The organism is Singulisphaera chitinilytica (genome assembly GCF_049331405.1).
In the GTDB taxonomy this organism is placed as follows: domain Bacteria; phylum Planctomycetota; class Planctomycetia; order Isosphaerales; family Isosphaeraceae; genus PoT.
Genome location: NZ_CP186274.1, coordinates 2,423,987 through 2,437,711 on the forward strand (window position 1 = coordinate 2,423,987; position 13,725 = coordinate 2,437,711).

10 protein-coding genes and 1 pseudogene are annotated in these 13,725 nt (G+C 60.1%); 4 read left to right on the forward strand and 7 right to left on the reverse strand.

Going from position 1 to position 13,725, the window contains the following annotated elements:
* Window positions 1-536: 536 nt before the first annotated feature.
* Genes ACOYYX_RS09770 through ACOYYX_RS09785 form a run of 4 tightly spaced genes read right to left on the reverse strand, consistent with a single transcriptional unit; the run spans window position 537 to window position 5,720 of the window.
* Window positions 537-3,491, reverse strand: a complete 2,955-nt coding sequence (locus ACOYYX_RS09770; protein ID WP_422929737.1) for an ABC transporter permease — start codon at window positions 3,489-3,491, stop codon at window positions 537-539.
* 6 nt (window positions 3,492-3,497) lie between these two features.
* Entirely contained in the window at window positions 3,498-4,289 is a 792-nt protein-coding gene (locus ACOYYX_RS09775; RefSeq protein ID WP_422929738.1) for an ABC transporter ATP-binding protein, read from the reverse strand.
* A 42-nt stretch (window positions 4,290-4,331) separates the two neighbouring features.
* Window positions 4,332-4,769, reverse strand: a complete 438-nt coding sequence (locus tag ACOYYX_RS09780; RefSeq protein ID WP_422929739.1) for a hypothetical protein — start codon at window positions 4,767-4,769, stop codon at window positions 4,332-4,334.
* 42 nt (window positions 4,770-4,811) lie between these two features.
* Complete coding sequence (locus ACOYYX_RS09785) at window positions 4,812-5,720, reverse strand: DUF1559 domain-containing protein (protein ID WP_422929740.1); 909 nt, start codon at window positions 5,718-5,720, stop codon at window positions 4,812-4,814.
* 718 nt (window positions 5,721-6,438) lie between these two features.
* Between ACOYYX_RS09785 and ACOYYX_RS09790 the strand changes: the two genes are divergently transcribed.
* Window positions 6,439-6,711 (forward strand): tyrosine-type recombinase/integrase, encoded by a 273-nt coding sequence (locus ACOYYX_RS09790; protein ID WP_422929741.1) that lies wholly within the window; start codon window positions 6,439-6,441, stop codon window positions 6,709-6,711.
* A 26-nt stretch (window positions 6,712-6,737) separates the two neighbouring features.
* Entirely contained in the window at window positions 6,738-7,346 is a 609-nt protein-coding gene (locus ACOYYX_RS09795) for a hypothetical protein (RefSeq protein ID WP_422929742.1), read from the forward strand.
* Window positions 7,347-7,353: 7 nt separating this feature from the next.
* Here the strand turns inward: ACOYYX_RS09795 and ACOYYX_RS09800 are convergent, their stop codons facing one another.
* Entirely contained in the window at window positions 7,354-9,834 is a 2,481-nt protein-coding gene (locus ACOYYX_RS09800) for a hypothetical protein (RefSeq protein WP_422929743.1), read from the reverse strand.
* Between the two features lie 427 nt (window positions 9,835-10,261).
* On the reverse strand, window positions 10,262-11,560 hold the full coding sequence (locus tag ACOYYX_RS09805; protein ID WP_422929744.1) for a tyrosine-type recombinase/integrase: 1,299 nt from the start codon (window positions 11,558-11,560) through the stop codon (window positions 10,262-10,264).
* A gap of 644 nt (window positions 11,561-12,204) precedes the next feature.
* On the opposite strand from ACOYYX_RS09805, the pseudogene ACOYYX_RS09810 reads away from it, so the two are divergent.
* Both ACOYYX_RS09810 and ACOYYX_RS09815 read left to right on the forward strand, forming a co-directional pair.
* Window positions 12,205-12,303: pseudogene (locus tag ACOYYX_RS09810) on the forward strand (hypothetical protein); the annotation flags it as partial.
* A gap of 116 nt (window positions 12,304-12,419) precedes the next feature.
* Complete coding sequence (locus tag ACOYYX_RS09815) at window positions 12,420-12,698, forward strand: hypothetical protein (RefSeq protein ID WP_422931729.1); 279 nt, start codon at window positions 12,420-12,422, stop codon at window positions 12,696-12,698.
* A gap of 551 nt (window positions 12,699-13,249) precedes the next feature.
* Here the strand turns inward: ACOYYX_RS09815 and ACOYYX_RS09820 are convergent.
* Window positions 13,250-13,690 carry a hypothetical protein gene (locus ACOYYX_RS09820; RefSeq protein WP_422929745.1) on the reverse strand — a complete coding sequence of 147 codons (441 nt, stop codon included), beginning with the start codon at window positions 13,688-13,690 and terminating at the stop codon, window positions 13,250-13,252.
* Between the last annotated feature and the right edge of the window lie 35 nt (window positions 13,691-13,725).

Below are 13,725 nucleotides of genomic sequence, written 5' to 3' on the forward strand. Positions count from 1 at the left end.
AAGCCCGAGAAGATCGGCAGCCTCTTCGACGGGGTTACGCCCTACGACTCGGCGTTTGCATTGGGCGGACGCACAGGGTCGTCAATGTGGATCCAAGGAACGGCGGATTCGATTCGATGGCCGAGCTAGCCGAGGAGTTCGTCTGCCTGCCCCCGATGGAGACATCTCGGAAAGCCAACGAAGGCCTTCACATCCTCATTCGGCACCTCGAAACCCATCCGTACCCGGCTCAACTTCCAGCTCGGGATCGATATCCTCGGGGTCAATTCCCTCATGACCGTGCCGCCGAGCCGCCAGGCCGGTTACTGACAGCTTTACGAGTAATACTTCCGGCGTGAGGTGGGGTTTGCCCTCCTCTCCGGCTGGTTCGCGTGCTTGGTGAATGGGAACGCGCGGTTCCAAACTCGGGGTGTTAGTCAGCCGAAGGGTACCCTTTCCTCGGGCCGTGCAGCGAGCTTTTAGATCCATTGGCAGGCGAACGCCGGACTTGTTGTGAATCTCCTGGCTTCAGCCCTTGGGCATGGTCAGGATCGGACTCATGCAGCCGCCCTGCCGGCTTGCAACAGCTTAAGGGGTTCGGCCCTGCCGGTCCGGTAGGCCGGCCACAGGGAGGCGAGGAAGCAGAGGCCGAGCGTGATCGCGAAGCCGACGGAGAGCTTCGACCAGGGGATGATCAGGGGCGTGTACTGGCCGCCCCGTATGTTGATGTAGCGGGTCACGCCCGTTCCGCAGTAGCCGGCCATCGCCCCGAAGCCCAGGCTCAGGACGCAGACGACCACCCCGATCAGGAATGCCTCCGCCACGATCAGTTTGAAGAGTCCCAGTCGGGTCACCCCAAGGGCACGCAGGACGCCCATGTCCCATCGTCGGGCCCGGATCGAGGACAGCACCGTGTTGACCAGGCCGAGCGAGGTGACCAGCAGAGTGATCAGGGGGAGCTCGCTCAAGGCCCAGATGATGTTGTCGGCCCGCTGGCGGATCTGGGTCCTGACGCTCTCGGCGGACCGCAGCGTGACCGAGGCTGCGGGAGCCCTCCTCGGTCCAGTCAGTTGTCTCATCCCCTCCGGAACCGGCATCGCCGCGGCTGCCTTCGGGTCGGAGCCGCGTTTCGCGATGACCTCGAGGTCCGCCTTGATCCGATCCTCCGAACGGGAGCCGGACGTGTCCCCCCAGAACATGGAGATCCGGTCGACCTTGAAGTCGGACTTGATCCTCTCGTACGGGGCGAACATCAGGCCCGCCGCCCGCCCCCGCCGGAAGCCGACCTTCGTCATCCAGTGCCAGCCGGGCATCGAGACCACTCCGGCGATCTCGTATTCGAGGGGCTGGGCGGGGTCGCCCGGGGGGATCACCTTGAACCTATCCCCGAGGTGCAGGCCCGACTCCCTCGCGAAGTGATCCGGCACGAGGCAGGTCCGGTCGCCCCTCTTGAGCCGCGCGATGGCATCGGCCCGGGTCCCCTCGGCGTAGCCGAAACCGAAGACGGGGTCGTCGCCCCCGAAGGCCGCCTCGGGATCCAGGCCGATCATCACGCAGTTGTCCTGCCTCGTGGACGACGAGCGTACCTTGAAGCCGGTCGGGTCGCCCTCGAACTTCACCTGCTTCACGGCCAGGGGGAGAAACCGCTCGGGGATGAGCCCGGGGACATGCCGGATCGCGTCGACTTGCGACTCTGGGACGCCGGCCGGTGCCATCGAGACGACGAGGTCGGGCGACCAATCGCCCGGGGTGAAGGGGGCGAGCATGGAATAGCCCCAGGTCTGCATGGCGACGAAGAGGCCCAGGCCGATCGTCATGGCGACGGTGGTCCCCACCGTCCTGCCCATGTTCGCCGAGAGCTGGGTGGCGAGGAGCCGCCCGTTGAGCCCGAGGCACCTCGCCAGGACCGGCCCGAGGAGCCGCTCGGTCGCCGCGATGATTGACGGGGCGAGCATCATGAACCCGATCGCCATGGCCGTGCACCCGACCGCGGCGGAGATCCCGTATCGCGCCGTGTCCGGCATCGGGATGAAGAACACGACGAGAGGATTGACCGCGATCAGCAGGAGTCCCGCGACGGCGAGTAGGGCCGAGAGTCGCCCCGAGGCGAGGGCGGGACGCGGGACCATCGCCTCGAGCGGAGCCACGCGGGTCGCCCGCCAGGCGGGGAGGACGGAGGCCGCCAGCGATCCCCCCAGCGCGCATGCCCCGGAGAGCAGGACGCTCCAGGTGCCCAGGGTCGCCCCCTCGGAGACGGACTCGGGACGGAGCCTGGCCATCGCGGCGATAAGCCCCCAGCCCGCGAGCAGTCCACCGGCCCACCCGATCAGGCCCAGCATGACCCCTTCCATGACGACCATCAGCGCGACCTGGCCCCTCGAGAGGGCCACCGCCCGGAGCATGGCGAATTGCCTGATCCGCTCGTCGACCCCCATGCTCAGGGTCGTGAAGATGATGAAGAGCGCGGCCAGCAGCGAGATCCCCATGGCCGAGTAGGCCTGGGCCCGCACGGTCTCGAACGTGGTGCTGTCGTCGACCTCGCCGTCGACGCTCTGGGGGGTCCTGATCTGCACCGACGGCTCCCCCTTCGCGAGGGGGATGGCCCAGCGGGCGAGGAAGTCATCGGCCTTGTTGCCCGGCTTGAGTACGACCCCGGCATAGCTCACCCGGAGCGGCGCGACCGCGGCCCCCCCGGCGACCTCCCTGGGCACGTAGAGGGCATGACTCGCGGGGCCCCCCTGCAGAGCACCCTCACGCGACGGGGGAAGCCCGACCATGAACTTGGGCCCCGGCAATCGCTTGGGCTGCTCGACGATCCCGACGACCTTGATCTTCAGCGGGCCGGACCCGCGAGGGGGGCCGAACCCGCCCGCGTTGGCCGAGACCTCGTCCCCGACCTTGATCCCCAGCTGATCGGCCGAATCCCTGGTGATCGCCCCCTCCTTGAGGCCGGGGGAGGCGGGGTCGAACCAGCGTCCCTCGACGATGCGGTGGAGTGGCTCCCGGGAATCCGTCCCCACCAGGATCGGCGAACGGGCGAGGTTCCTCATCTGCGACTTGCCCCCCATGATGATCGGGCCGGATGCCGGCGGGGCCCCGGGGGCCGGCTGTGGCGGGAGCTCGAAGAGTCCGTCCCCAGGCCCAGTCCTGGCCGGCGATGAGCCGGGCTTCGAAACCCTCGCGGTAGTTTCGAAGACGGGGTCGACCAACGCGACTGCGGGGTCGCGGCGGATCTCGCCGAGCAGGGCGTCCTGGATTCGGGGGGCCGACCGTGCTTCCGCGAGTTCCTGGGCGTCGCCGCGCGTGGGGACGAGGAGCATCTCGTATCGGCCGACGTATTCCTCGCCGAGGTTGCCGAACTCGCCGACCATGGCGTCATAGCCGCTGACCACCCAGACGACGATGCAGGCCGCCGCGATCGTCGAGAGGCTCGTGAGCAGGACGCGGCCGGGATGCCTCCTCGCCTGGGCCATGGCCAGCTTGCCGACGATCTTGAGTTCGTCTCGCGTCATGGTCGTTCAGGCCTCCGCCTCGGTAGGTGCGTTGACAATATCCTGGTAATGGGCGGCCAGGGACTGGGCGTCCTTGAAGTCGGCCGTGCGGAATTCGGTGAGGATATGCCCATCCTTCATGACCACCACGCGCTCGGCCCAGACGGCCACGCTCGGCTCGTGGGTCACGACGGCGATCGTGCGGTCCTGCTCCTCGGAGAGCTCGCGGAGGAGCCTGCAGATGTTCTGGCCCGACACGGAGTCGAGGCTCCCGGTCGGCTCGTCGGCGAGGACCAGGGCCGGGTCGGCGATCAGTGCCCGCGCGATGGCCGTGCGCTGCTGCTCGCCGCCGCTGAGGGCGTCCGGCCTATGGCCACGCCTGTGCGTGAGCCCGAGGCGTTCGAGGAGCGGCCCCAGCTGCTCGGCTGCGAGGTCGCGGCGCCCCTCGGTCAGGAGGGTCAGCGTGATGTTCTCCTCGGCGGTCAGGGTCGGGATCAGGTTGAAGGCCTGGAAGACCAGGCCGATCCTGCGCCGCCGGAAGTGGGTGAGCCTGGAATCCGACAGGGTGGCAAGGTCGACGCCGTCGATCGCGACGCGGCCCGCCTCCGGCCGGGTCAGGCCGGCCATCACGTGGAGGAGCGTGCTCTTGCCCGAGCCGCTCGCGCCCATGATGGCCACGAACTCGCCGTGCTCGATCGTCAGCGAGACGTCCTTGATGGCCTCGACCTGGGAATCCCCCTGCCGGAATCGCTTCGTCACCCCCTCGATGCGTACGGGGGGCCCGCTCGCGGACGATGGGGATGGGGTGGGCGTCGACATGGTGCTCGTCATTGCGTTCGTCCCGGTAATGTCCGTCGGATCTCAACGTCTGGTCTTGAGCTCGAGCGGGGGGAGCTCGTTCGCCCCCTCCTTGATCGTGGCCTTGAGGCCCGAGGTCTGGGGGTTGTTGTAGGCGCCTCGCAGGCGATCCGGGCCGTCGACCTCCTCGCCATGGTCAACCGTGACCGCGGGCCAGATGACCGACAGCGAATACTCGCCCGCGGGCGCTCCGTCCTCGGCGAGGATCGTCGTCGGCCGGAAGGACCCGTCTTGGCCGGAGACCGCGTACGGGGTGGATGGGCCGACGGCGGCTCCCGAGGCATGGAAGGAGATGCGGGCCTTGTCGGCCGGCTTGCCGTCGATCAGGACCTTGCCCGAGACGGGGTAGACTCTCGGCCCGGCCTCGCCCGGTCCGCCACACCCCGAGAAGCTGGCCAGGGTCGCGGCGGCCAGGGCCGTCCTCGAAAAATATTCGATCATGGTAGGCGATCCTCTCGAGTCGATTGGGCGGGTCCGTCCGGCTCAGTAATCGGAAGCCGAGAGGGGCTCGCCGCCGTCCCTGGTCGCCAGGGCGAAGACGATCCGCACCGCAGTCGTCTCCTTGAGGAACCGCACGCTCCCGTCGCAGAAGCCGACGTTGGCGCCGCCGGGGTGGAAGCCGTAGATGCCCTGGCCGTTGTTGCAATTGACGCCGCAGGCCCAGCCGGCGGACTTGCCGTCGGCCGCATAGCCCTGGTAGGTGAAGTGGGAGTACGAGGCCCAGCAGTCCCACCAGTAGACATTAGTCAGGCCGGTGACGTTGGGTTGCTTCTTCCAGCCTTTCAGATACCAGTCGGGGCGGCCCGCCTGCTCGTGGACGATCGTCGTCTGCGAGGTCCCGTCGGTTATCGCGGCGATCGGCTGATACTGGCCCGCCCGCAGGAGGACGGGATTGCCCGCCGCCCCGTTGACCTGATACTGCGCGTTGAGCAGGTGGTTGGCCTTGTAGTCGCCGACTGTCCCCCTCGTACCATACGAGGTCGAGCCCAGCGCTAACGCGACGTCGTGGATCCCAAGCGGCCCCGACGGGCAGGAGAAGACCTGGAGCCCACAGTGCGAGACCGTCTGGTTGTCGAAGTCGTAGAAGTTCTTGTTGAGGTTGAAGGCGTTGAAGAGGACCTGCTGTTCGAGGAACGGGATCAGGTTGACGCACCACCCGTAGTTCGGCGTCTCGGTGCGGACGGGCGGGAACCCGTTGTAGTTGTTGTGGTGATTGTGGAAGGACAGCAAGATCTGCTTGATGTTGTTCGTGCATTGGGCTCGGCGTGCCGCCTGCACGGCCGGCAGGAGCAGGCCGACGAGAACGGCGATGATCGCGATGACGACGAGGAGCTCGATCAGGGTGAAGGCACTACGGCGGCCGGGCCTGTTGCCGGCGAGGTGAGGGATCATGAGGCGGGACATCCTCGGTTGTTGGAATGTGCTCAGAGAGGTGGCCTACCCCTAGCAATCCGCGAACCAAGCAATCTCGATGACACAAGTGTCGACTCTGGAATTCTTTACAATTTATGAGTTGACGAAATCGTTAACAGCGGACGGCATTTTTTCGCCAAAGGCGGACATAAATTGTCCAAAGTCGGACAACTTCAAGTGATAGCAAGTTTGAGAATGGAGACCTAGTAACCGGAAATTGGAGACCCAACGAAAATGCGGGGTGATCTGTAGGTATAACAGGGGTGTAGAGGTGGCTGGTCTTTCAAGTACGCAACGTGCTCGATGAGCATGACATCGTACTCCCAAAGCCGGACGACCAGCACGAAGACCGCCCAATCTCCGGCCATTCGTCGAGATTCAGCGTATCGATATCGCACCCCAGCCTGTCGCTCGGGCCAACGAGCAGCTCGAGCTCGTGCACCTTCGGATGTGCATCCTCCATCCGGAACCGTCAAGAGTCGGGCCCAACACATGCCGTAAGCGGCGACGGCGGGCGGCTATCCCTCTGTATAGGCGTCGACCCCGGGCCCTGTCATGCAGCAGTGTTAGCCAGAGTATTGGGAAGGGGAGGACGCCGGTTAAGCCGCAACGGGCTTCCTTGTATCCAGGGAAAACGAAGTAAAGACCGCTGTTTCGCTCGACGCTGAGGCGAACCGGGCAGCTGACCGGCAACGCCATGACCAGCAAGGCGATCTGCGAGCTGGTCAAGCGGCGGCTCAAGGATGCTCGGCTGCCGGAGCGGTTGTCGCCGCATAGTTTCCGGACGACGACGGCGACCGATCTGCTGGAGCAGGGTGTGCCGATGGAGGATGTGCAATATCTTCTCGGGCATGCAGAGCCGCGGACGACGGCTCTTTACGACCGGCGGAAGAAGAAGGTGACGCGGAATATCGTTAAAAGAATTACAAGTCAAAAGGGATGTCTATTGACAATAAATCGTGGTAGCTAATTAAAAGTGCTAACAAACTTAAAATTATGATAACTGTTGAATTTTTTCAAAACTATATCCTGATTTTCTGGCTACTCTTAATTAGCCCTTGCTCGGCTTTGGAAGCTAAAGAAATACAGGATGTCCCAAGTACATGTTTGAATAAATCTGGAGATTACCAGAGAGTGAGCATACCAGAAAAATTGGCTCGCGAGCTTGCGAGTCAAGATTACAAGAGAGGACTTTTCCTTAGTCCTGAGTGGATAATCTATAAGCCTACAGTATTTTATAAATCTTCGCTTGTTAAATTGTCAGATAGTGTGGTTGGGTTGATTGTGACCGATGCGGACGACATTCCTGATGATAGCAAAGGAAATTTAATACGACCTATCGGCGGCCAAAACAGAGAGGTTAGAATTTTTAAAAAGAACGATTTGTCCTCGCCAATATTTGATGGGTATGCACAGGATGGCGAATATGGACTTGTTATATCAAAACATAAAACAAACAATGTATTTGATATATGCACCGTTGAGCATTCATCGGGGTCGATTCAAGTTATTCGCCTCTACCAATTTCGAAGTACATACATTATGTCTCGCTGTTGGATTGATGAGATTGGTGAAATTAGGCATTGCGGTTCCGCCCTGAACTAACAACTCACTATCTCGTTCTCGCGTTTCTGTCCGGCCCAAATCGAGGATCGTACCCCCAAAAATCCTTTAGCACAGAGTAAGCCGTATCGCTGTATCTAACTCTTTCGGGCTCGCCGTTTGGAATTTGCGTGCTTCCTAAATCCCCAATTTGAACACCTCTGCCAATTGTAAGGATGTTCCAGTTGTCTGCAAATCTATTGAGGTTTGAGCCAGTGGCTTTGCCCCAGTACCAACCGGAAGCTCTAGCACCAAGGGCAGGATTGCTAGCCAGTAAGCCGGGATCGAGAATCAATAAGTTTCCAAGCCCAAGCGCGGTGCTGGCATAGAGATAATTACGTCGTCCAGTGATATCTAAAAATCCCCGTCCATACGAAAATGGAGTAGCTGGTTTCTTGTATTGCTGAAACTGCGTCAAAGACATTAGACCAGCTGTTTCTACAGCAACTTGTCCGATAAATGCCGATCTACGCACAAATGTTGTTAGATGATAAGTGTTTACAGCTTCGTTTGAGTTAAGGTACTCAGCCAAGGATTGCGAGTTTTGTTTATAACTATTTTGCAAGTAGTTGACATTTGGTGCAAACTTATGCCGAACGATGCTTTCGGCATACTGATATTTAAAAGGGACGATCTTATCGATTTGATCGACAGTTATCGGAACAATTAGAGGCATAGATATCGTCGAAGTCGTATTGTTGTAAGTTAATTCCAATAACAGAAATGTTGCATCGCTGTAATGACGTCTAGCGCCTACAAAATCTGTTGCAGGAATGTAAATTGGGCCATGAGAACCGGCTATTTTCTCGCCTTGACTGTTTATAGCGTAAACATAAGCTGGTCCAGCGTCGAGGCGATCGGTTGCGTCAGGGCCATTCGCCCAATAGAAAAAGATAGACGCGTCTTGTAAAATACTTCCAAAAACCAAATATGAAATATTCACGCCTGGATCCGCTGCCATGGATGAAGGCGCACGACTCAAAAGCGTGGGGACAATCGAAGAAGCTAACAGTATCGAAGTGGCATTATTCCATTCGTTCAACTCTTTAATCGAATTCGCGGGATCGGCCACCACGACCAGGTAAGGACGCGAGAGATCGGACGGGTAGGACGTCAGGTTGAACGATTCTTCATTGACAGGTGAGGCTCCGCTTACTTCTTTTTGAGTGGTCAGGTATTTGAGTGTTGCAGGATCGGGCTGCGGTGTGGGGGAGAGAAAGAACGCTACGTCGAATTTGGCGGGGTTGCCCGTTGTTTGATACCGATACTCTACCGTCGTCCCATTCAAGACTGCCGAAAGCATCTGGATATCAGGAAGAGAAACCGGCGGCGGGGGCGGTGTCACTGGCGGCGGCGGAGGAGGAGGCGGGGGTTCGTAGTGAGTGGATGCAACGTTGTTTTTCTCATTCGATTCCAAGATGGCGTTCGCCGGATCGGCAACCACTAGCAAGTAAGGATACGCTCGCGAGGGGGAAGCCGTCAGGTTGAAAAATCCGCTGCCGGATGCGACAGAGGTAGCGTCAATGGTTTGCGTCGATATCGATTTATCCAAAGGATTGAATACCGGCGTTGCAGACCGATATAAGCCAACCGTGACCTTACCAGGTTTGCCGATCGTTTGGTAATCGAAATTGACTTTCGAGCCGACGAACGTTGCGGATGTCATCCCAATGTCAGGTAGATTTGCCGGATCGTAAGAAACGCTGGTGACGTTGTTGGTTTCATCAGATTCCTGAATGACATTTATCGGTCGGGCAACGAGCAGTAGGTATGGCTGAGCGACGTTGGGCGGAACATTCGCCAAGCTGAAAGCGCCTTTTCCATTTGTCTGGGGGTTAGTTACGGTTTGCGTGCCGACCAGGGTTGCCGTCGACGCATCGAACGTTGGCGTGGCGGACTGATACAGGTCGACGGTGAAGTTTCCGGGATTGTCGGTTGTTTGGTAGTCGTAATCGACGTTCGATCCATTAAGGCTCGCATTGCTGACCGCAATGTCCGGGAGAGTCGGTTGCGTAGTTCCCGTAGATTCAATGTCGATGTTAACAGCATAATTCGATGTTACAGGAATGGTGGAATCGCTGGCGGTGTTTTCAACAAAAATGTTAAAACTAACGTGTGATAAATCGGTATTAAAATCAGGAGTGGATGCAAATTCGACCGGAGCCGTGGTGTATGGATTGGTGTCGCCGGACATGAATCCATGAAATGGGGTGATGGTCCTCCCTGGAACATTAACGCCAGGACCAGCGCCAATATCCAGTAAAACTGAAATGGATTGACCTGTGCTTGAGTCAAGAGAGACTGACACGGTGATAGGTGTTTTAGGTATGTTTATCCCAAGCTGCCATTCCTCGGCTGGAATCGACGTAGACGCCGTGGAAGCCGTAAGGGTGCCTGTCAGGCTGTATTGTCCGGTTTGGTTCAGCTTGAGGAGATCGGTGGGGAGGGAGAGAACAGGATCTGGTTGAAAAGGGATGACGGTGGTCAACAACGACCGGCTTTCCAAGCCTTCGATGCGGGGATGAAGTGACGCTGCCCGCCGCCGCCTTTCGCCATGTGCGATTGAGAATCTCGGTTGAAAACCGAATTCAGACTGCCCAAGATGCGACGCATGGCGGTCTTCGCTCTCGGATGAAAAATCATCACTTCCGATAAGTCTAATAGCGTTGTTAGGAAGACGTCAAACGGGATTCAGGGGATTTCCCCATTGTTTCACAAGAGCCGACACTCAAGCCCCCAGCCCGGCCATAGTCGCGACCGCAACTGGATGCCATACCTCGTTCCTTTCGTATGATCAAAATCCTGGCGTGAGGATTCTTGCACGTGAGCGGGCTAGGCTTTTGGTTTTCCCAAAGCGTAACGCTTGGGAGAGATGTCTGAAAACCTTCGCGCATCCAAAACACCCTGCGCCACCGCCATCACTCGGATCCCAGGATCTTCCCCCGCAGCCATCCGAGCGCCTCAAAGAATTCCTCGTCTGACGGCACCATGTAGTGCTTGGCCGCCATGCCGCTGGGCGAATCCGCCAGGAAGTGGTTGCCGTAGAATTTATAGTGGGCGTGCTGGCCCAGGATGGTGGCCGAGGTCTTGCGCAGGTGCTTCATGCCTAGGCGGATCTTGCGGCCCATCTTGGTCGCCAGACGCGACCAGGCCGACTGGATCGCGTCGTAGCGCCGCATAGACTCGCCCTCGATCCAGTATTTGACGAGCGGGTTGCCCTCGTCCGTGGTGAGGGCGAGGTCGCCCGGGGAGCGGTGCTGCCGGAGCAGGGCGAAGGTCTCGGGCCAGAGCCGGTAGGTGACGACCGGGCCGCCCCGCTCGCGGGTCTTGCTGCGGGCGCGCGTCAGCGTCCCCGCCGACCAATCGACCTCGTCCGCCCTGAGCTCGGCGATGTCGTTCTGGTACATGCCGCAATTGAGCATGAGCAGGATGTAGAGCCGGGTGCGCTCCGAGAAGCCGTCACAGGCCGTCAGGATGTCGCGGACCTCGCCGACGGTGAATGTCTCGATCTTGGCGGCAACCGAGTGGTTGAACCGGAATCGGCGCGACCGGATGTTGCCGGGCAGGGGGATGAGCCGCAGTTCGGCCAGGCGGGAGATGAATTGCTTGGCCGTCATCAGCAACTCGTGCGCAGTCGACGGCGAGTAGACGCCGGACCCGACCTTCTCGGAGAGATGATTGTAGTATGCCTCGAGCCTGGCCTCGTCGATGACATCGATGGAAGAGCCCGGGCCGATCCAGGCCGCGAAGGGGCGGATCTTGCGGCAGTAGGCGTCGAATCGGCCCTCGGAAATCTGGCCCGAGCGGCAGGCCGAGCGGAGCAGCCCCTTCCAGGCCTCGACCTGGGCGGCCACCGCCCGGCCCGGGGCGGGGGCATCCATGCCGGCGAGCATGGAGTCAGCGCGGGCCTTCAAGTCGTCATAGGCACCTTGGCCCAGGAGGGTCTCGACCGCCTCGCGGCGTGCGTCGTCGTCGAGGCTGGAGAAGTCGCGGACGAGCCGGGCGAGAGTCGCGGCCCGATCGACCCGGTCATCCGGCGATGGGGCCTCGGGAGAGGCGAGCTGGCGTTCCCACCATTCATTGGCGGCGCGCCAGGAAGCCTCCTTGGTTTCGGGGACGCCTAGCTGCTTGCAGGAGACCGTGTATGACCTACCCTTGTGATGCTTCCGCCAGCGGCGGCCGGCGGGGATCCAGGTCATGTGGAAGGCCTTGGGCATGCGACGCCCCCGTTGCCAAAACCGTTGCCAAAATGCCGCACACGAATCGTACGGGCGTGCGGCCGAAGATCAAGGATCTCCTTGGCAACGAATTTGGCAACGAATGGGGAGGCAAACGGGGAGATTGGCAACAACCGTCGTTATTCTATGTCGCAGGAAGTCGTTTGCAGGAGGGAATTTGCGAGATGTGCAGATATGCGGAGTAGCGATTCGGTGACATTTCCAGTGCCGCACCTTCGGCCTCTCGGTCACCTCTCCAGGCCGTTGATGATGGAGTCGCCCTCAGCTTGCGTCGGATCGAAGCAAGGGAGAGTTCCTCGGCAGATTTGCAGGTGGCCCGCATTCGGAGCACCAAAATCTGTATCCCGACAGTTTACGGAGGGAACAGCTTGCTGGCAATGTGGATTAGCTCGGAGCGAGAACATTCTCAAAAGGGAGGCAGCAAATTGATTAACTTTGCTTTAAATAGAGAGTTAGGATGAGTTGACAGCATCATTAACAAGGGCACAGTCGGGTCGAGGATGTGGATTCCCCCTGGGATTTTTGGATAGAGGGAGCGAAAGAGCGTTTGCGTCTGACAGGGTTCAGGTTGGGCCAGGGGAGGGAGAGTGATGAGCACGAGGCAGAGGATGCGGCGGTCGTAGATGGAGTCGCGAGTCTGCGAAGTCGCTTCAACGCAGGTAGGAATCTCGCTCAGCCGGGACTTGATTGTGGCGAGGCTGATTGGGGATCTGGGTATGGATAGCCTCGGTTTGGTCGAATTGCTCATGACGATCGAGGAGACGTTCGACGTGGCCCTGCCGGAGCCCAGATCGAAGGATCCGGTTTACAAGAGGTGTTCACGTGGCCCGGGATTCGGGTGGCGGATCTTGCAGAGGTGGTCTACCTGGGGCAGGGACTTGAACGGGAAGTGTCGTCGCTCTCGTTTCGTCGAACGAGAGAGACGACAACGGAGATCGCCCAGGTCGAGCCGTTCACGCGACTCGATGGGCGGTGGATGGACCGAGAATTGAAGGAGGAGGCGCTCTTCGAAGCCGTGGGCGAGAAGGGCGGGCCGACGTTTCGCAGGTTGAGTGATGGGATGAGGTGCGTGAGACTCCCGTCAGTCAGCGTCGAGATCGGGGATGGGGTTGGATGATGAGAGGCTGGGGCATCTCGTCGAGATCGATTCGTTCCTCATCGATGCCGAGCCCGTTTCAATGACGGTGTTTTGACGGTTCTTGAACTCCGTCGAGGAGGGTGATCCGAAGGTGCTCCGAGATTGGCTCTTGCTGGAGCCCGCCGACAATCGCGAGGTGCATCGCTTGATTCATGACGTGGGCGGGGAATGGCGGCCGTTGGCTGAGACGCGATGCTGGCCGATGATTCTGATCTCCTGGTTCGGGGCAAACGCGTACCAGGTCTGGGCGAACGGGGCGGGAGTTGGATCGGCTCACCTGCGCTCTGCCGGGGTCATATCGCCGAGGGCGGCCTCCGTTGGCACGGGGCCGCTGCCTCGGATCTCGATACACTAGTTATACCTAATTAAAGACTCATTCACTATTTTAATTATTTTCTGCCTGAACTCGCTGTGGATTATGGAGGGAGAGGGCCGGTTCCTTGATTCTTCGAGGCGGGATGGAATCCTCATGATGGGTCACCTTCAGGAAGGTTCCGGGGCCTCATGACCGACCGCAAGAGGCGAAGTCATCAAGGGGTCGCCGTCTTGGGAGCATCCTTGGCGATCCGCACGGCATGGGAGCCGCGACGGGTCTCGGCGGCAAGTTGGCGGCGCTCGTGGAGGCGCTGTTTTTGCAAATCCGTCAGGACGCCCTCGCACTCGGCGAGCATCGAGGCCTGGAGCCGGGTAATTTCCTGCTGAAGTTCGTTGATTTTGGCGTAATGTTTGCCACGTATCTCGTAGACCGCCTCCTTCTGCTCGGGCGTCAGGCCGAGTTGGCCGAAGTAGTCCGGGACGCGCCGGGCAGGGTTATAGGTCCGCTTGGGGATGGGCGCGGATGCAGCCGGCGGCTGGCTGGCGGTGCCGCCGCTTCCCTTCACAACGGCCTCTTGAGCCGACAATGACAGGGTTCCGATCAAGACGATGAGGACCGATCGGAGGCCCAGCGACTGAAATCGGGCGAGTCTCATCACATGGCTCCCATTAACATGGCTACCGAACCAGG

Bases quoted from the DNA above. Each gene is read 5' to 3' on its own strand.
- ACOYYX_RS09795 (WP_422929742.1), top strand. From the start codon at position 6,738: ATGATAACTGTTGAATTTTTTCAAAACTATATCCTGATTTTCTGGCTA.
- ACOYYX_RS09780 (WP_422929739.1), bottom strand. From the start codon at position 4,769: ATGATCGAATATTTTTCGAGGACGGCCCTGGCCGCCGCGACCCTGGCC.
- ACOYYX_RS09790 (WP_422929741.1), top strand. From the start codon at position 6,439: ATGACCAGCAAGGCGATCTGCGAGCTGGTCAAGCGGCGGCTCAAGGAT.
- ACOYYX_RS09770 (WP_422929737.1), bottom strand. From the start codon at position 3,491: ATGACGCGAGACGAACTCAAGATCGTCGGCAAGCTGGCCATGGCCCAG.
- ACOYYX_RS09820 (WP_422929745.1), bottom strand. From the start codon at position 13,690: ATGAGACTCGCCCGATTTCAGTCGCTGGGCCTCCGATCGGTCCTCATC.
- ACOYYX_RS09775 (WP_422929738.1), bottom strand. From the start codon at position 4,289: ATGTCGACGCCCACCCCATCCCCATCGTCCGCGAGCGGGCCCCCCGTA.
- ACOYYX_RS09805 (WP_422929744.1), bottom strand. From the start codon at position 11,560: ATGCCCAAGGCCTTCCACATGACCTGGATCCCCGCCGGCCGCCGCTGG.
- ACOYYX_RS09785 (WP_422929740.1), bottom strand. From the start codon at position 5,720: ATGATCCCTCACCTCGCCGGCAACAGGCCCGGCCGCCGTAGTGCCTTC.